Here is an 18,039-nt window from a genome sequence, read left to right on the forward strand (position 1 = left end):
TAATCCATAAAATTTAAAGCTACTCATACATGAAACATCAGAGCCTCAGAAGATTAATTGTATTATTAAATCTAATTTTCGTTTTTTTTGCAGAAGCAGCTTATAGTCAGGTTTCTGACACGTCCAAAGTAGCTTACCGAAAGCCATTATTTGATTTTGAACCCTCAAAACCAACATTTGAATTCGTAAAAGAACAAAAAGAAAATTCCCACAGAATGTTGCGGTATAGCCTGTTCACTGGTTATAGGGAGGGAGTTGATCCTATTCAAGGACAGTTTGGGGTTAACTTTGCTGTTACGGATAACAAATTAAATGGTACAAGAAGAATCTACATGTATAATTTGTCTGTTGAGGACATGTTTACTAAGGGATTGGACAGGTCAAGTAAAGTGTTTTTTGAAGTAGCGCATCCTGAACAATATCGTTATGATTCTGCTAAAGGTTCTAAATTAGAGTGGATGAGGAAGAATGGGCATTGTTTTGAATTGGTTTTACCAATTGGCCGTACAGATAAAAATGAAATTATCAGAGCTGAATTGTCACGAATCTTAAATCTGAGTTGGAGTTACGAAAAACGTCTTGTAAATGCCCTGATTTTAGTCAGAACATCTAGTCGTGATAAAATTAAATCAAAAGGAGAGGGAGAACCAAGATATGATCAGCAGGGGTATTTTAATAATATAACACTTGATCGTATTGGAGATTTATTATATCGGTCAGACTTTCCTCCTTTTATTGATGAAACCAACTATAAAGGCCCAGTTGATTTGGATCTTAGACTAAATTCAGTTAAGAATTTGACCAGTTTCCGGCAGGCCCTAAAAAAGTATGACCTAGATTTAGTAGAAGAAAAGCGAGAAATACAAATGTTAGTTATTAAGGAGCTATAATAAATGAGATATATATATATAATCCTGCTGTGTTTTTTTATAAACATAGCTGAAGGCCAGGACCGTGCGAGAATGGAGAGTAAAATTGGAATCAAGATACCTGATTTTAAAGCGTTAAATTTATTAAATGGGAAATCGCCAAAGTTAAATCTGGATATTTATAAAGACAGACTGTTAATACTTGATTTCTGGGCAACGACCTGTAGCGGATGTGTGGCAGCACTCCCAAAAATGGAGGAACTGCAAAAGAAATTTGGTCAGAAATTGAAAATTTTGCCGGTTACATTTGAATCGGCTTCAATTGTAAGTCCGTTTCTAAAAAATAATAAATACACGAAAAATCTGGCAATAGCCTCAGTTGTCAACGACAAAATCTTGCATAATTATTTTAAACATGCGAGCATGCCTCACGAAGTTTGGATATATAAGGGTAAGACAATAGCTGTCACGACAGCAGATTATGTTGATCAACATAACATTGAAAAAGTGATCAGTGGTGATGAAATAGATTGGCCAGTAAAATATGATTATTATGTATTTGATAGATCTAAATCTTTATTCAAACTGGATGAAAAGCAAATAGATACCAGTACTACCGATTTTAGCTATTCAGCGATATCAGATTACAAAGAAGGCGTAAATTCTGAAGGCTTAAGTGGAGGAATGGGTATAAATAAAAATGAGGTAAATAAAACGATACGTGCCTACTTTCTTAATCAGCCAATCTTTAATTCGTACCTGACATTACTAAATTATACTGTTAAACCAGATTCCCTAGTTAAACCACAAATTTTATTCAGCCCAAACCAGATTATCTGGGAGGTTGCTGACCGGTCATGGTATACCCATGAAAAGGAATTTGGCTACCAGCAAAATTGGATCAGGGAACATGGTATCTGCTTTGAATCTGTACAGGTGGATAAAGGGCAAACAGATCAGCAGGTTTACCGGTCGATTATAAATGACATGAATGGGCTCCTCGGCTTAAACGTACGCTGGGAGAAGCGTGATCTGGATGTGCTGATTTTGACGAAAAAAGAAACAATAGAGCACAGTGATAAAATCACCGGAACCAAAATACGTCGGTCAAATTTGGTGTATGAATTAAATCAATATGCAAGTAACCCCTATATATTTGATGAGACAAAGGAAGGTGAAAAAGAAATTGATATCAATATCAGTGACTGGACTAATATTCCTGAAATACAGCGTCAGCTGAATCTGATTGGATATGAATTAAAAAAAGAAAAGAAACTGGTTGATAAATTAGTCTTCACTGAAGTTGATGGGGGATTATTAATAGATCCAAAAATGCAGGCAGAAATTAAAAAGAGAAAAGATGCCCAGAAAGATCTGCACAATCCGGAATCTGCTGATAATTTAAACTTCCTTAATCGCAATAAATTAAATGCTGATGTCTATACTTTACCATCAGGGCTTCAATATAAGATCATCAAAATGGGAAATGGGAGCATAGCAGATTCCATCAGCCGTGTAAGTGTAAATTACACTGGTATGCTGGTGAATGGTCGCATCTTCGATAGTTCATTGGAAAACGGAAAACCTGCTGTTCTTAAATTTGCAGACGTTATTGCAGGTTGGCAGGACGCGTTAAAATTGATGCCAGCTGGTTCTAAATGGATACTTTATATTCCTGCAAATTTGGCATATGCAGATCATACTGCCGGTGGCATGGTACCTCCTAATAGTACACTTATTTTCGAAATTGAATTATTACAAATTCTGTCATCAACAAAATCAAAATGAAGAATACATCCAAAATAATAAATCTCTTAACATTACTTTTATTCCTTAGCCTTCCTAGTTTCGCACAGGATGCGAAGCCTACAAAAGGTTGGCAAAATTTAGATTTAGAACAGGATGGCTATTTAGGAATCAGTACTTATAAAGCTGAAAAAACACTATTAAATGGAAAGACTGCGGTTCCGATAGTTGTGGCTATCATTGATGGGGGGGTAGATATTGATCATCCCGGCATCTCACCTTATCTATGGACCAATAAGAGAGAGATTCCAGGAAATGGCATAGATGATGACCATAATGGGTTTGTCGATGATATTCACGGATGGAACTTTCTGGGAGACGGCAAATATACTTTTCATTACGATAACAAGGAAATCGTCAGGAAATTTAGGGCTGCTTATAAAGCTGATTCAAATTCACTTGAAACGAGAACACTTAAGTCTGAAATTGGCAATAAGGTAGCTGCGTTAAAAAGTCAATTTGCGCTTATTTCACCTGAGTATGATGCGCTAATGGAAATTCTAAAAGAACTTGGCAGTAAAGAGCCAACTTTAGAAAAGCTGCGTTCCTTTAAATATAAAAGTGAATTTCAGGAGATTGCATTAGTTCATCTGGTCAGAGGACTGCAATCTGATCCGGAATATATAGAAAACTTTACGGATAAGCGAAACACCTATAAAAATCAAATTGACTACTATTTTAACGTTAGCTACGATCCTAGACGTGGAAATACAGCATTTTCTAAAAAAAAATATGGTAATAATAATGTTAAAGGGCTCGAACCAAGTCACGGAACTCACGTTGCCGGGATAATTCCAAGTGTATGTAAAAATGCGAAGCTGATGATAATCAGAACTATACCCGATGGTGATCCATTAGATCAGGATGTAGCCTCTTCGATACGTTATGCAGTAGATAATGGTGCCAGGATAATAAATATGAGTACTGGTAAATCTTTATCAATGAACAAAGAGGCAGTTGATGATGCTGTAAGGTATGCAATGTCGAAGGATGTACTGATCGTACATGCAGCTGGAAATGCTGGTATTAAAATAGAGCAGCAAACAGTATTCCCTAATCGCTATTATCAAAAGGGCGGATTGGCCCAAGCTTGGATTGAAGTTGGCGCATCGGGCCCAAAAAAAAGTAACGAAGTTTTACCATGGTTTTCAAACTATAGTAAACAGATAGTGGATGTATTTGCTCCTGGCGTGGATATATACTCAACATTTCCAAATAACCGATATAAATTCTTAAATGGCACAAGTATGGCGGCACCCGTTGTTTCTGGTGCAGCTGCGTTAATAATGGCTTATAATTCGACTATGGGAGCAGTAGCTGTTAAAAAATTGATGTTAGAATCAGTCATTAAGTTAGACCAAAATGTAAATGCTGCTGGTGAATCAATTAGTTTCGATGAATTAAGTCTTTCGGGAGGAATAGTGAACGTTTTTAAAGTATTTAATACTTTATTTAAAAAATAGTATAAAACTAATCTGCCATCAAAGGCAGATTAGTTTTATTTACACTTAACTAACTTTTAACATAAACATATTTTTTAAATGCGCTAGCGTCTTGCGGTTGTGCTATTTTTGTTATTAATGCAGCAGCAATGTACCTTTGGAGGTTTTGACTAAGTGGCCCATCAGGGTTTTCTCCACCACTACCAGCATAAATTGCACACATTACAGGTCCATTAATACACGTTGGTGTAGTTAATGCGAGACTATAAGAACTCGCTTCCCTAGCATCTCCAGCAACGTACGAATACCAAAATCTTGCCATTTTATTCAGTACTTTTATAAATCAAAAAGTATTAAAAACTTTAGTTTGTGCCTACTCTGTTTAGGTTTTCGGCTTCCCCTTCCTCTGATTGAGGAATAGCGAAAGAAATAGAATATCTGCAGATATTTATTTAAATCACCAGCACTCTATCTGTCGGACAATAGAATGTAGAATTTTTAGAGATTTCTTCTTATTACTCTCTCAAATAAATATATCTCTTAACACCCAATCCTTGTGGCTGGGCGATTTTAATAATCGAAGCTGCATTAATATAACGTTGAAGGTTAGCACTCAATGGATCCAGTGGTTGTTCTGATAAACCAAACGCATATATTGCACAGATATTTGGGCCATTCACGCATGTTGGTTTAGCGAGAGACAAATAATAGGAACTTGCAACTCTAACATCGCCTGCTCCATAAGAATACCAAGATCTAGCCATACAATTAAACGCTTTTATAAAATCAAAAAGCAACAAAAACTTAATTCGGCCTACTCTGTTAAAGGTTTTCGGCATTCCCTTTACTATTATAAAGTTAATGCTAATCAAACAAAATGGGTAGGCCAGACGATGCAAATACTAACTTATTCCTGCGGCATACGCTCCAATAATGGATTCACTCTTGGAATTCCATTCGCCGGCGTCGCAGACATCCTCACTTCCAGCGGAACCGGCGGAAATTCAGAATACGGCTGACCTTTTTGTTTGGCTAACGCACGAATAATATAAAACAACAATCCTGGTGTCCCTTCCAGATCAGGCCGTCTTTCGGGATCTTCAGGAATTTCATCGGCAAAAATAGCCGTAAGGTAGGGGCCGTCTACAGTGTCTGGTGCTTTGTCTAAAACAAGATAGCTGTCCGGATCGCAAATATCCAGATCATTATTTATAAATTGATACCAAGGCATAATAGTGTATTTAAGAATTGTACCTACTCTGTTTAGGGTTTTCGGCTTTTCCCTTATATTGTACATCCATCCAGCTGACGGCATGTTTTTTTAATCTTGGATTTTCAAATGGTTTTAAAGTGGTATTACCATTATGTAAGGTCGCGACAAAACCATCGTAATAGTCATGAGCATAAATAGTTGCTCCTGTATTCCAGATATAGTCATAGTCTTCACCGATCTGCAGATCATTGAAAGGATGTTGCTCCCAGAATTTTCTTCTATAGGCCATCGTTGCTCCCGAGAGCCATGGTCTGTCTGTATTTTTGTCAGCGTACTTCCAATATTTTCCCTGAGCAGGGGAGAAGAATAGAATTTCATTTAATCCGATAATGTCAGCCTGATTGTTTTGTATCACTTTCAGCTGTCTGGTCATCCAATCATGGGCGTACCAGTCATCGTCATCCCAATGCATAATAATTTCACCGCATGATTTTTCAATTGCATAATTGCGTTTCATACCAATTGTGCCAATAGGTGCCGTGTAAGTGTATTTCACGCGGTGATGGTCTGGGATAACCGATTGTACTGAGACTTTACCATCGTCTATGATAATCAGTTCTGCATCTCTGAAATCCTGATTAAGAAAGTTTTCAACAGCAAGCTCAACGAAATTTGGGCGGTTTGCTGTAGGCATAATACAGGATACCAGATGTTTATTCATTTTCTGCTGCTGGTTTAGGTTCTTTCCACCCTGTAGCATGTTTTTTATGTCTTGGATCTTCTACAGGTTTGATACTGGTATTATGTGCATGCAGGATCGCGATAAAACCCTGTAAGTAATTTAATGCAAAGATCTTAGCTCCGGAATTCCAAACGAAGTCATAGTCTTCCCCGACTTGTAAATCTATGAAGGGATGGGCTTGCCAGAATGATTTTTTATAAGCCATTGTTGCTCCGCATAACCATGGCTTATCTTCTTCTGTATCTTCGTACATCCATTTTTTATCTACTGAGGGAGAATAGAAGATTACTCTGTTCAATCCGGTGATGTCAGCACCGGAACTCTGTTGTGCCTCAACTTGTCTGCTGATCCAGTCACCTGCGTACCAGTCATCATCATCCCAATGCAAAATGATCTCTCCACTCGCTTGATCACAGGCGAAATTTCTTTTGATACCGATTGTGCCCAGGGGATCAGTAAAAAAATATTTAATCTGAGGATGATCAGGAATAATGGGTGCTGATGTTTTTATACCATCATCTACAATGATCAGTTCTTTGTTTGGGTAATCTTGTTTTAAGAAATAATCAATTGCCAGGGGCAGATACTTTTGTCTGTTGGCAGTAGGTGTGATACAGGATACAAGTGGCTGGTTCATAAGATAGAAATGATTGTATTAGTCTTTCAGATAAACAAATATTTTAGTACGCTTTTTAATACATGGGGGTTGTGTAGAATTGGTCACCATAGCTTCTGCAATGTATTGAGTGATATTGCCGGAAAGAGGCGAATCTGGAAAGATATCCCCTGATCCTGTGTAAATTGCACAAATACGCTTGCCTTGTTCACACTTAGGTTTAGAGTTTACCCTGCGGTAGCTGGTAGGATGATAAGGGTCGCCTATTCCATTATAGACATACCATGCCTTGTTTTCATAACTGGTCCATTCTGCCATAATATTTTACTTTTTAAATCAAAAAGCGTAAAAAAACTTTAATGTTATTGTCTACTCTTTTCCGGGTTTTCGACATTACCCCATCTTTGATTAAAATTAGTTAAAGAAGAAAATAGTAGGCAGGCCAGTTGACCTATAAAGCGTCTCCAACTAATTCTTTTATTTTATTTGTTGCTTCCATATCGAGTAAATCGCTTTTATTGATAAAATATTCGAAATGTGCATAATTCCATGTGTTTCCGCCGTGATAAACGTAGATGTATAAAAAAGGGGTGTCGGTGATCTTATGGAGTAGCTTCTTGTTGGCCAAAAATGTGATCACATGAGTGTCTTCTCCCTTATTGGCATTTGCATATTGGTTCTGCATTAACATTTCCCTGCGACACAAGATAGTGCCATCCCAGGTATAAGAAAAAGAGAGATAGGCTTTCCCGGTAGTGGTATCGTATAGCAGGATTCTGGATAAGACACTGGCCTGAAAATGTTCTCCAACAACCTGCATGCTGTTAAACTGATAGGAGAGTCTGCTCATATGATACCAGTCATCATCATCCCATAAACAAACATAATCACCTGAACTTTTGGCTATTGCGGTATTCCTGGCGTTTCCCAGTGACTCATCATTATCTCGTTCAATGCGAATGATTTTTAAGCTGTCATCGGGATTGAATTCGCGGATAACTTTTTCCGTAATTTTGTCTTCTTTTGGGTGAGAAATAACCAGTTCTTTATTAGGGTAGTTTTGCGTCTCAAAACAGCGTATTGCCTTTTTAAGATGCTGAGGCCGGTTATTCGTGATACAAATACACGAAATCAGTGGATATCTATTCATCGTGCTGATATTTATTTAATGAGATGATTTCAGGTACACGTATTTTTTAGTACCCTCGGGAAAGGCAGGTTGCAACTGACCTGTAAGGAGTGCCTGATTGATATACTGGAGCAAGTTTCTGGATAAAGGGTTGCTGGGATGGGATGCCTCTCCCGTATCGGCGTAAATAGCGCAAATTTTATCGCCACAGAGGCAGTCGTGTTTAAGTTCAATTTTATGATAATGTTGAACATCAGTGGGATCATCTCCCCATATAAAAGCATACCATGATTTTGACATAACTCTATTATTTGTGGACTAAAATTAGGTAAAAGGTAAGATGGGCCTAGGGTCATCTGTCCCAAAAGCAAACCGCAGTAAAAGACGTTTTTCTATTCTTTGTAAATTGGGCACCTAACCCTGATAAGATGGAAGATAGAGTAACCATTGATGTGATAATGCTGAGCTATGCCCAAACGGAAGCATTAAAACAAATGACGATCAATTGCCTGAATTCCCTCGCAGAATCGGAAGGAAAGCACATTTATTTCAAAACGATCGTAATTGAATCTGAAAAAGTAATCGCGCCTTATCAATACCCGCATAGCAAAACCATATATCCGGATCAGCCTTTCGGATACCATAGGTATATGAACATCGGTATAAAAATGGGAACTGCTGATTATGTCTGTATCTGCAACAACGATTTAATATTTCACAAAGAATGGGCAACAGAAATATTAAAGCCATTTACCCAATTCAGTGACGTGTCGAGTGCTTCGCCGATTTGCTCGATCAATCACCCGGCTGAAGGGTTTAAGGTGAATGATGGAATTAAACTGGGTTACCGGATCAGAAAAGAACTGGCTGGCTGGTGCATCTTTTTCAAAAGGGATATTTTAAAATTGACGGGCATGCTGGATGAAAATTATATCTTCTGGTGCGCGGACAATGATTATGCAAATACCTTATGGACACTGAAACTGAACCATGTATTGGTAACAAGCGCTATTGTGGATCATTTAGAGAATAAGACATTACACAGCCAGACGCCGGAAAGGCAACTGGAACTGACTGAGCAGGAATGTATTTATTACGATAAAAAATGGAAACACCGGGATAAGGAAAACTGGATCGCCATGTAATCATGGCGATACCCTTTTGTGGTGGTGCTGCTCAAAGTACTTCACTGTGGTATTCCTGGGATGGAGAATAGCGACAAAACCATCTATATAGTCGTGGGCGAATACTTCTCCGCCGGAAGATTTGATAAAGTCATCGTCTTCCCCGGTCTGCAAATCTTTAAAGGGATGTTTTTCCCAGAGTTCCTTTTTATAGGCTAATGTTGCACCATTAAGCCACTGTGACGGATTGGAGGGGTTGTTCCGGTTCAGGGCAGTTCCGGTCCAGAGCGTATCGGTCACTACGGAGAAGAAATGGGTATGTTCTATGCCGCAAATGTCAGCACCGCTGGTTTGGAGGAACTCCACCTGCCGGCTGATCCAGTCACTGGCATAAAAGTCATCATCATCCCAATGCATGATGATTTCACCTTGTGCGCGTTCACAGGCGTAATTTCTTTTTAAACCTACAGTACCTATAGGCTCAGTGTAATAGTATTTGATGGTGTCATCTTTTGGAATGAGGTCCTGAATGGATGTTTTGCCATCGTCAACAATAATCAGTTCTCTCTCAGGATAATCCTGATTTAGATAATGATTGATGGCAAAAGGAATATATTTTTCCCGGTTCGCGGTTGGCATAATACAGGATACTTTTGGCTGTTTCATAGCATAGAATTTGATCATAACTAATTTAAAAAAGATATATGCTGCTAATTGGGACAAATGCCTCATTTTGCGGCGCATAAGAGGCAACAGGGCAATTTTATGTAAATTAGTGAGGCATTGATCACCTCTAATACCAGTTAGCTATGAAAACACATTTAATTACTTATGGCGACGCGAAGTATAACGCGCAGCTCCGCTTTTTTAAAGAAACAGCAGTTCATGCGGGTTTCTTTGACCAGATAGACGCTTATAGTGCGGCAGATATAGGTCCGGACTTTTACCGTAAATTCAAGGATGTACTGAATCTGAGGCGTGGAGGTGGTTACTGGATCTGGAAACCTTATTTTATTAAAAGGAAGCTGGAAGAAATAGAAGAGGGGGACGTGGTAATTTATTGTGACGGGGGCTGCATGATCAATAGCAGAGGTCACGAAAGATTTAAGGAATACGTCAGGATGGTGGAGGAATCGGAACTGGGCATCATCAGTTTTGAACTGCCTCACCTGGAAGCAGCGTATACGAAAAAGGAAGTGTTTGATTATTTCGGTGGTCAGGCTGAACTGGAGAATACGAATCAATTGATGGCCACTATTGTGATACTGAAAAAATGTGCGCATACGCAGATGCTGGTCGACATTTGGTACAATACTCTGGTCAAACACCGCGAACTGTTTACTGATGAAATGGATGAACAGGGACAGGCTGCTGCATTTATCGATCATCGGCATGACCAGAGCATTTTCAGTATCATCCGTAAAAAGTTCGGCTCTATTGTGATCCCGGATGAAACATATTTCCTGGATTTTGTACGGGAAGGGCAGTTATATCCATTATGGGCGACCAGGCTAAGGTAAACTCAGGCCAGCTCAGGATGGCGCAAGTGATACTTTGGACTCAAACAGACTTTTTACCCAGGCGGTACTTTCCTTATCCAGCAGCTCGCTTTTCCTGGTGAAGTAGTTAAAGTGGTAGTAATCGCCTGCATTCTGCCCGTGGTAGGCGTATACGTAGAGAAAAGCACTGTCGGCGACAAAATGCACCAGTTTTTTGCTCTGCAGGAAACTGAACACAGGCGCATCTTCTGCCGCATTGGTATCGGAAAATGGATGCTCCAGGAGGATGTCTTTTCTGCAGAGGAGCGTGCCTGCCCAGGGATAATCAAGGGACATGAAGGCGCGCTGTCTGAGCGCATCAAATAACAGTACATGACTGAGCATACTGGCTTCTTTAAAGCTGGCCTTCATTTTCATGGTATTGTACTGATGGGCCAGGCGTTTTTCATGGTACCAGTCATCGTCATCCCACAGGCAGATATAATCTCCTTTACTGGCCTGTATGGCCTGGTTTCTCGCCATACCTATAGATAGTGTTGCAGGTCTGGTGAGTGTGACAATCCTGATCTCTGAAAGTTGTATGATATTTTCAACAAGTGCAGCACTGATCTGGTCATCTTCGGGATAGGAAATGACGATTTCCCGGTTGGGATAATTCTGCCTGTCAAAGGAGATGATAGATTTGAGTAGATCATCCGGACGCTTGGCGGTAACGCAAATGCAGGAAATAAGTGGATGGGTAATTTTGATCTTCATGGTCTGATAACTTTATGCTTGGGATTTTCGAAATTTTTAATGGTAGTATTATGGGGATGCAGCAGGCAGACAAAACCGTCGATATAGTCATGTATGAAAAGTTTGGCGCCGGACTGCTGAATGAAATTGTCGTCTTCGCCCTTCTGCAGATCCTGGAAAGGATGGGCCTGCCAGAATGATCTCCAGTAGGCTAATGAAGCACCGGTAACCCAGTTGTTGGGGTTAGGCATACCCTCATACTTGCGCACAACTGTAAAAAATTTATCCTGCAACGCAGTATAATAGTGTACATGCTGTATCCCGCACATGTCGGCGCCGGATTGGGTAAGGAAATCGACCTGCCTGCTGATCCAGTCGGCAGCATACCAGTCATCATCATCCCAATGCATGATAATTTCACCTTTAGCTTTTTCACAGGCATAGTTACGTTTCATTCCTATAGTACCTACAGGAGCTGTGTAATAATAATGTATAGCGGGATGCTGAGGAATCAGGTCCCGGACGGAGTATTTTCCATCATCAATGATAATCAATTCCCTATGCTGATAAGTTTGGTGAAGGAAGTAAAAAATGGCAAAGGGAATGTATTGCTCCCGGTTTGCTGTAGGCATAATGCAGGAAACTAAAGGTTGTGAAGGCTTCATCTGCTCTGATTTAGGAAAGCAATTTAAAGAGGATAATAAGTTTATAACAGGGCCAGTTGACGCATAAAGCAGGATTTATGGTTGATTCATAGGCTAATTTTTAACTTAGTTCAGCTAATAATAAAAGTATGAAGATTAAATTTTTCTCCGATTATGAAGGATCTGAAAACTTGTTGAAAAGGTTCAGGTCTAATTACAGTATAAATGATAATGATATATCTTTTACGACGACGGATGACTATGATTTTGCAATTGTATTTAACCGGGCTGATGAGGAAATCAGGCAGAATGCAAAAATCATTACAGTGATCCAGGAACCATCCTGGAGCGACGCGCACGAGAACAAGAAGTTTCTGACCGGAAGTGATTACCTGATTGTGCACGATCCGGAGCGCTTCGAAAAGGCCAACGGCGTGAAATTAGGTGGAAAGGTTATAGAATCTCCTGCTTTCATGTTCTTTCATGACCATGTGGACCATAGTTTTTTTGAGGGGAAGGAGCTGGTAAAAAAGGAGAAAAAATTGTCTATGGTAGTATCTGGTTTATATTTTAACCGTGCAAATTACAGGAAAAGGGTTGAAGTACTCGTCAATATTTTAAAGTCTGATCTGGATATTGATGTGTATGGCAGGAAATTAAATATTGAAGACAGGCGGTATAAAGGGCCGCTGGAGGAAAAGTATAGGGGAATACTGCCTTATGAGTATTCGATTGCGATTGAGAACTCTAATGAAAAAAATTACATCACAGAAAAATTCGTGGATTGTGTTTTATGTAATACTACACCCATATATAATGGTGCACCGAATATTGCAGAGGTCTATGATCCGAACTATTTCAGCACGATAGACCTGGATAGTGAGGATATAGTGGAAGACATCAGGAAAATTATTGCCTTACCGGCACCTGGTGCTGGTCCGAATAAACGGATTTATCAGGAAAAGTATAATTTATATCAGAAGCTGAAAGAGATCATTTTGAAGGATTAGGTGAGGACGGCTCCCACAAATGGGTACACCTGTAATGGTAATCGTTCACCATCTGCTCACTGTAATCAGTGATCAAATTGCCTTCAGGATAGTGCAATGGAATAGCTAAATGTTTAAATATCAGGTTGCTCAGGCTTTGGGCAACCTTTTTGGCATCATAGGCTACGGTGGATTTTTCCTGTGAGGCAGCGGAGAGTCCGGCCCTCAGCTGAGGATTTTCAAAGAGGAAATGGAGGGCTGCAGCGAGTTGATCTGCCCGGGGGGCAACAACAAGACCAGTCACCTCGTTATCCACGACTTCCACCTGGGCATTGTCCCGGTCTTCAGTACTGATGGTGATGACTGGTGTGCCGGCTGCCATGGCTTCGGCCATGACCATCCCAAAACTTTCCCCCATGGCACTGGCTGCGAGAAAGATACTGATGGATTGATAATAGATAAGCAATTGATGCAGGTCGGGTGTATTTTCGCAGACAATCACTTTATGATAAATACCCAAAGCTCGGGCATGGCGGAGCATTCTGGTGGTCGCGCCCACAAGCAGGAATCTGGCCTTCGGATGTTGTGCGGAGAAGAGCGCAAAGGCATCTAAGGTAATCAGATCGAATTTGGCATCGTCTGCGCGACCAACCCTGCCAACGATGAAAGCATCGCGGAGCTGATGTTTGATTTTAAATGCTGCAATTGCTGCAGCTGATGGCAGCTGCTTTCTGATCTGCTGTATATCAACAGGATTGGGTAAAACTTTTCTTTTGGCTTTGAAATCAATGCCAAGATCTCGATCGTACCACATTCTGCGGATCAGGATCATTTGGGATACATAGAGATCATAGTCAATCAGGTTATAAAAGGGAGAGTAATCATAACTGCCGAATATATTGGTTTGTATAATCATTTTTGGCCTGTGTGCAGTCAGGGTGGTGACTAATGAAGGATGCATGGTACCGTCGCCATGCCAGTGAATCACGTCAGTTTCATCGAGCAACTGACCGAGCCGGGTATAATCGCCCTCTAGAAGATGTACCGTGATGCCCAGCTGACGAATCAGTTCAGCACGCTCTCCGCCTTTGTGCAGACCAACCACCTGCACGGTGAACAGGTCAGGATTGAGGTACTTACTGAACAACTGGATCGTATATTCTGTACCGCCCAGGCCTAATTCATTTCCTGCTTCGATGATTCTGACTTTCTGCATACTGCTTTTCTTTTTGAGCGGTTTGGAGGGCGCGTTCGCTGCCCTGAACTGTAGTGAAGGTGTTATTTCATTGATGATTAATCAAAGTGTTTTTTCTTATGTCTGCGGTTTTCGAAGGATTTGAATGTGGTATTATTGGGATGAAGAATAGCAACAAAACCGTCGATATAATCATGGGCATAAACTTTTGCGCCGGGATTCTGTACAAAATCCTCATCTTCACCCTTTTGCAGGTCTTTAAAAGGATGTTTTTTCCAGAATGATTTCCAGTACGCCATGGTCGCACCGGCAAGCCAGACCCTTGAATTTGGGTTATTCCTGTTATGGGCATCGCCTTGCCAGAATATATTGACGATGGGAGAGTAGTGATGGATGTGCCTGATGCCGCAGATATCAGCGCCGGTCTCGAAAAGGGTGTTCACCTGGAAGCTGATCCAGTCCGGCGCATACCAGTCATCATCGTCCCAATTGATAATGATCTCTCCTTTGGCTTTTTCACAGGCATAGTTTCTTTTTAAACCGATAGTACCGATGGGAGCGCTGTAAAAATAGCTGATCGTGTCTTTTTCGGGAATAAAGGGGGCAACGGATGTATGCCCGTCATCGACAATGACCAGTTCCTTATTGGGATAGTTCTGATCCAGGAAATACCGGATCGCATAGGGAATGTATTTTTCCCTGTTGGCCGTAGGCATGATACAGGAAACTAAGGGTAGATTCATCTTGAGGATTTTCCTGTAAGTTACTTAAAGGACTTTTCGGGTGTAGGGACAGATGTCCCAAAAGCTTTCGTGATCTTTCCCGCACTTGTGAAGGCATTATATTGGCATGCGTTAGGACATCAATGTTGGATTGCTCACTATAAGGATAAACTGGATACCTGATGATTTTTAAAAAATGCCTGCTGGCAGGATCAATCCTGCTTCAAACTTTTAACTACTGTGCCGCTCAGCAATTACCCATATGGAATGACAAACAGCAATTACCCGCAGCAGCCGACTGGCTCGTTGCTCCTGTAAACAGCAAAGCAGAGATGTGGCGGAGCAATGATGGTAAACAAATTATTTTATATAACGGCCTGCTAAAAAGAACGTTTACGATTACCCCGAACCTGGCCTGTATTGATTTCACGAATGTAAAAACAGGACAGCAGCTAGTCAGGGCCATCAGGGAAGAAGCCAGGATTGCGATCAACGGGAAAAAATATTTTGTCGGTGGCTTGAATGGTCAGCAGGAAAAAGCCTACCTGCTGCCGGAGTGGGTGGACCAGCTGACGGCCGGAAAGGAAGACTTTAAATATATCAATTACGAAGTTTCACCGATAAAACCTCAGCTGAAATGGAAGAGCAACTTTTGGATGCTCAACGCCAAAGGAGGTTCAGGGAAGATGATCTCCTTTTTATTCAGGTCTGATGCGAATTTGCTTAAGGGAGTAGATGTCCGTGTCAATTACGAACTGTTTGATGGTATGCCTTTGCTGGTCAAATCAATGGAGATCAAGAACAATGGCAGTGAAGTGCTGCAATTAGACAGTGTAGTGAATGAAGTATTGGGCATGGTGGAAGAGGAAAGTGCTGTAGACGGCACTTTCGAAAAGATGAAAAAACCGCAGGGTGTCTATTTTGAAACGAACTATGCGTTTAATAATTCCATGCAGTACAGATTGAGTGACCAGACTACGCACTGGAAAACGGATACGACCTACACGTCACAGGTGAATCCTAAATTTCAAACGCCTGTAGTACTGGAAATCTATGCGGATAAAGCACCGGGAATCGCGCTGAAACCGGGAGAAACCTTCAATTCGGTAAGGACACATGAAATGCTGATGGACAGTTACGACAGGGAAAGAAGAGGTCTGGCTGTACGAAAGATGTACCAGGCCGTGGCACCGTGGACTGCCGCTAATCCGATTTTTATGCACCTGGTAAGTCGCACTGACGATGAGGTGAAGACAGCTATTGATCAGTGCGCGGCAACGGGCTATGAAGCGCTGATATTGAGTTTCGGAAGTCACCTGCACATGGAAAATATAGAGGAAAAATATCTGGCGAAATGGAAAGCTATAGCTGATTACGCACATCGTAAAAATGTGCGCATTGGCTCATATTCTTTATTCAGCTCCAGGAGCATCAATCCTGAAAATGACGTGATTAATCCGAAGACGGGAAAACCGGGCGGTGCCTTTTTTGGGAATGCGCCATGTTTTGGCAGTGAATGGGGTTTGTGGTACAGCGGCGCGATCAAAACGTTTTTTACGGAAACCGGGTTTGATATCTGGGAGAATGACGGACCATATCCGGGAGATCAGTGTGCCTCTACGACGCATCCGGGGCATAAAGGACTGGAGGACTCGCAATGGCGACAGATGGAAATACAAAAGGATTTGTACCACTGGTTAAACCGGAGGGGAATCTATATCAATGCGCCGGACTGGTATTTCCTGGACGGTACCAATAAAATTGCACTGGGTTACAGGGAAGGTAATTTCAAACTGCCAAGAGCACAGCAGAAAATCCTGAACCGTCAGAATATTTATGATGCGACCTGGGAAAAAACACCGTCGATGAGCTGGGGTTTCGTACCGCTGATTGAATATGGAGGAGGAGGTCCGGAAGCAACACTGGAGCCCTTGTCTGATCATCTCAATGATTATGAACAATTGATGATGCAATATTATGGAGCAGGGATTCAGGCTTGTTACCGTGGACCAAGGTTATATGATACAGAAAAAACGAAGGGATTGGTAATTAAGGTGATAGACTGGTACAAAAAGTACCGTGAGATCCTCAATTCTGATATCATCCATCTCCGGAGAGCAGATGGCAGAGACTGGGACGGGATCCTGCATGTTAACCCGGGACTGAAAACCAAGGGGCTGGTCATGGTGTATAATCCCACAAAAAAGAGTATCACGCGAACGATCAATCTTCCGCTATACTATACGGGACTCACAACATCTGCTACGGTCAGGGAAAAGGAGGGTAAACCGCGGGTTTACCAGTTGAAGCGTGATTACAGTATCCCACTTACATTCACGATTGCTGCTGAAAGTTATAACTGGTTCACGATTGAATGAGCAAGGTAATGTTTAACTTCTTTTTCCTTAGTGGGTTCTGTTTATGCAGCAGCTTGTCGGGGTATGCGCAGCTGGCGACTTTTCCTTTTCAGCTGAAGGATAAAAATATACTGATCAAAGCAAAGGTCAATAACAGTGATAGTCTGGACCTGATATTTGATACCGGGTCTACAGCTACGCTGATTGATTCGCTGACTGCAGAGCAGTTTGGGATTGGTAAAGAAAACCGGCAGGTAGTAGAGACTGTGGGCTCCGGAGGGTCGCGCAATTATCTGATGGCTACGCAGCAGGAATTGCAGCTGCCGCAACACATCCGTTTGTCCGGCATAGATGTGATCCTCATGAACTTTTCGAAGCTGGAGTCGGCCACCGGAAAGAAAATGAAGGGGATTATAGGTTATGACCTGCTGAGTAAATATGTCACGAGTTTTGATTTTGACCGCAAATGTATCTCGCTGTTTCATCAGATACAGGAAGTGGACACTACTGGTTACACCGGTATTCCTTTTGAATTTAGTAAAGGCATTCAGATCCCCCGGTTTCCTGTGACGATTACCACACAAGGGAATAAGCAGTTTACGGGCAGGGTGATGTTTGATTCGGGTGCTTCACTCACGTTATTCATCAGTGCACCATTCAAGAATTTCCACCACCTGAATACTGAAATTGGTCCCTCAAAACTGGTGAAAGGGAGAGGACTCAACGAGAGCACAACAGATCAGAAAGCTACAATCAAATCTATGCATTTTTACGGCTTTCATTTTGGTCAGATGGGCATTAGTCTGGCTGTGGATGATCAGGCAGAAAAAAAGGATGGCTACCTGGGTTTACTAGGGCTTGACATCATCAGGCGATTTAATGTGATCATTGACTATCCCAACCACAAAATTTTTCTGAAACCCAATAAGTACTATCATACGCCTTTTTAAGTTCTAT

At 41.2% G+C, this 18,039-nt stretch carries 20 protein-coding genes; 8 read left to right on the plus strand and 12 right to left on the minus strand.

The features are described 5' to 3' along the window. Positions 1-29: 29 nt before the first annotated feature. The 3 genes from OQX62_RS07745 (at position 30) to OQX62_RS07755 (ending at position 4,138) form a co-directional block, all read left to right on the plus strand. Positions 30-890, plus strand: coding sequence for a hypothetical protein (locus tag OQX62_RS07745; RefSeq protein ID WP_265830889.1), 861 nt, complete (start codon positions 30-32; stop codon positions 888-890). A gap of 72 nt (positions 891-962) precedes the next feature. After that, positions 963-2,657: an FKBP-type peptidyl-prolyl cis-trans isomerase gene (locus tag OQX62_RS07750; RefSeq protein ID WP_265830890.1), complete on the plus strand. Its 1,695-nt coding sequence runs from the start codon at positions 963-965 to the stop codon at positions 2,655-2,657. Beyond that, positions 2,654-4,138: a S8 family serine peptidase gene (locus tag OQX62_RS07755; protein WP_265830891.1), complete on the plus strand. Its 1,485-nt coding sequence runs from the start codon at positions 2,654-2,656 to the stop codon at positions 4,136-4,138. The genes OQX62_RS07750 and OQX62_RS07755 overlap by 4 nt, the downstream gene beginning before the upstream one ends. Before the next feature lie 494 nt (positions 4,139-4,632). Here the strand turns inward: OQX62_RS07755 and OQX62_RS07760 are convergent, their stop codons facing one another. The 7 genes from OQX62_RS07760 to OQX62_RS07790 form a co-directional block, all read right to left on the minus strand. Next, positions 4,633-4,956: a hypothetical protein gene (locus tag OQX62_RS07760; protein WP_265830892.1), complete on the minus strand. Its 324-nt coding sequence runs from the start codon at positions 4,954-4,956 to the stop codon at positions 4,633-4,635. A gap of 68 nt (positions 4,957-5,024) precedes the next feature. Continuing rightward, positions 5,025-5,348, minus strand: coding sequence for a hypothetical protein (locus OQX62_RS07765; protein ID WP_265830893.1), 324 nt, complete (start codon positions 5,346-5,348; stop codon positions 5,025-5,027). A 10-nt stretch (positions 5,349-5,358) separates the two neighbouring features. Then, a complete protein-coding gene (locus OQX62_RS07770) occupies positions 5,359-6,051 on the minus strand; it encodes a glycosyltransferase family 2 protein (protein ID WP_265830894.1) in 693 nt (230 codons plus the stop codon). Then, complete coding sequence (locus OQX62_RS07775) at positions 6,044-6,709, minus strand: glycosyltransferase family 2 protein (protein ID WP_265830895.1); 666 nt, start codon at positions 6,707-6,709, stop codon at positions 6,044-6,046. Before OQX62_RS07775 ends, OQX62_RS07770 begins: the two co-directional genes overlap by 8 nt. Positions 6,710-6,727: 18 nt before the next feature. Next, positions 6,728-7,006, minus strand: a complete 279-nt coding sequence (locus OQX62_RS07780) for a hypothetical protein (RefSeq protein WP_265830896.1) — start codon at positions 7,004-7,006, stop codon at positions 6,728-6,730. 133 nt (positions 7,007-7,139) lie between these two features. Beyond that, positions 7,140-7,838 (minus strand): glycosyltransferase family 2 protein, encoded by a 699-nt coding sequence (locus OQX62_RS07785; RefSeq protein WP_265830897.1) that lies wholly within the window; start codon positions 7,836-7,838, stop codon positions 7,140-7,142. A 15-nt stretch (positions 7,839-7,853) separates the two neighbouring features. After that, positions 7,854-8,117 (minus strand): hypothetical protein, encoded by a 264-nt coding sequence (locus OQX62_RS07790; RefSeq protein WP_265830898.1) that lies wholly within the window; start codon positions 8,115-8,117, stop codon positions 7,854-7,856. A 128-nt stretch (positions 8,118-8,245) separates the two neighbouring features. Here OQX62_RS07790 and OQX62_RS07795 point away from each other — a divergent pair, with 128 nt between their 5' ends. Then, positions 8,246-8,962 carry a glycosyltransferase family 2 protein gene (locus OQX62_RS07795; RefSeq protein ID WP_265830899.1) on the plus strand — a complete coding sequence of 239 codons (717 nt, stop codon included), beginning with the start codon at positions 8,246-8,248 and terminating at the stop codon, positions 8,960-8,962. Here OQX62_RS07795 and OQX62_RS07800 read toward each other — a convergent pair whose 3' ends face one another. After that, positions 8,963-9,607, minus strand: coding sequence for a glycosyltransferase family 2 protein (locus OQX62_RS07800; protein WP_265830900.1), 645 nt, complete (start codon positions 9,605-9,607; stop codon positions 8,963-8,965). Between the two features lie 143 nt (positions 9,608-9,750). On the opposite strand from OQX62_RS07800, the gene OQX62_RS07805 reads away from it, so the two are divergent. Continuing rightward, positions 9,751-10,461: a hypothetical protein gene (locus tag OQX62_RS07805; protein ID WP_265830901.1), complete on the plus strand. Its 711-nt coding sequence runs from the start codon at positions 9,751-9,753 to the stop codon at positions 10,459-10,461. A 12-nt stretch (positions 10,462-10,473) separates the two neighbouring features. On the opposite strand, the gene OQX62_RS07810 is transcribed toward OQX62_RS07805, so the two are convergent. Beyond that, a complete protein-coding gene (locus OQX62_RS07810; RefSeq protein WP_265830902.1) occupies positions 10,474-11,196 on the minus strand; it encodes a glycosyltransferase family 2 protein in 723 nt (240 codons plus the stop codon). Then, positions 11,193-11,840: a glycosyltransferase family 2 protein gene (locus tag OQX62_RS07815; protein ID WP_265830903.1), complete on the minus strand. Its 648-nt coding sequence runs from the start codon at positions 11,838-11,840 to the stop codon at positions 11,193-11,195. The genes OQX62_RS07810 and OQX62_RS07815 overlap by 4 nt, the downstream gene beginning before the upstream one ends. 128 nt (positions 11,841-11,968) lie before the next feature. Here OQX62_RS07815 and OQX62_RS07820 point away from each other — a divergent pair, with 128 nt between their 5' ends. Continuing rightward, on the plus strand, positions 11,969-12,829 hold the full coding sequence (locus OQX62_RS07820; RefSeq protein WP_265830904.1) for a glycosyltransferase family 10 domain-containing protein: 861 nt from the start codon (positions 11,969-11,971) through the stop codon (positions 12,827-12,829). On the opposite strand, the gene OQX62_RS07825 is transcribed toward OQX62_RS07820, so the two are convergent. Beyond that, a complete protein-coding gene (locus OQX62_RS07825; protein ID WP_265830905.1) occupies positions 12,813-14,024 on the minus strand; it encodes a glycosyltransferase family 4 protein in 1,212 nt (403 codons plus the stop codon). The two genes, OQX62_RS07820 and OQX62_RS07825, sit on opposite strands and share 17 nt — an antisense overlap. 77 nt (positions 14,025-14,101) lie before the next feature. Next, positions 14,102-14,746, minus strand: a complete 645-nt coding sequence (locus OQX62_RS07830; protein ID WP_265830906.1) for a glycosyltransferase family 2 protein — start codon at positions 14,744-14,746, stop codon at positions 14,102-14,104. A gap of 161 nt (positions 14,747-14,907) precedes the next feature. Between OQX62_RS07830 and OQX62_RS07835 the strand changes: the two genes are divergently transcribed. Then, the gene (locus OQX62_RS07835) at positions 14,908-17,103 is read left to right on the plus strand and encodes an alpha-galactosidase (protein ID WP_265830907.1); all 2,196 of its coding nucleotides are present in this window, start codon (positions 14,908-14,910) and stop codon (positions 17,101-17,103) included. After that, entirely contained in the window at positions 17,100-18,032 is a 933-nt protein-coding gene (locus tag OQX62_RS07840; protein ID WP_265830908.1) for a retropepsin-like aspartic protease, read from the plus strand. Before OQX62_RS07835 ends, OQX62_RS07840 begins: the two co-directional genes overlap by 4 nt. Positions 18,033-18,039: the final 7 nt, after the last annotated feature.

The sequence above is a fragment of the Pedobacter sp. MR2016-24 genome (assembly GCF_026239655.1).
Taxonomy (GTDB): Bacteria; Bacteroidota; Bacteroidia; order Sphingobacteriales; family Sphingobacteriaceae; genus Pedobacter.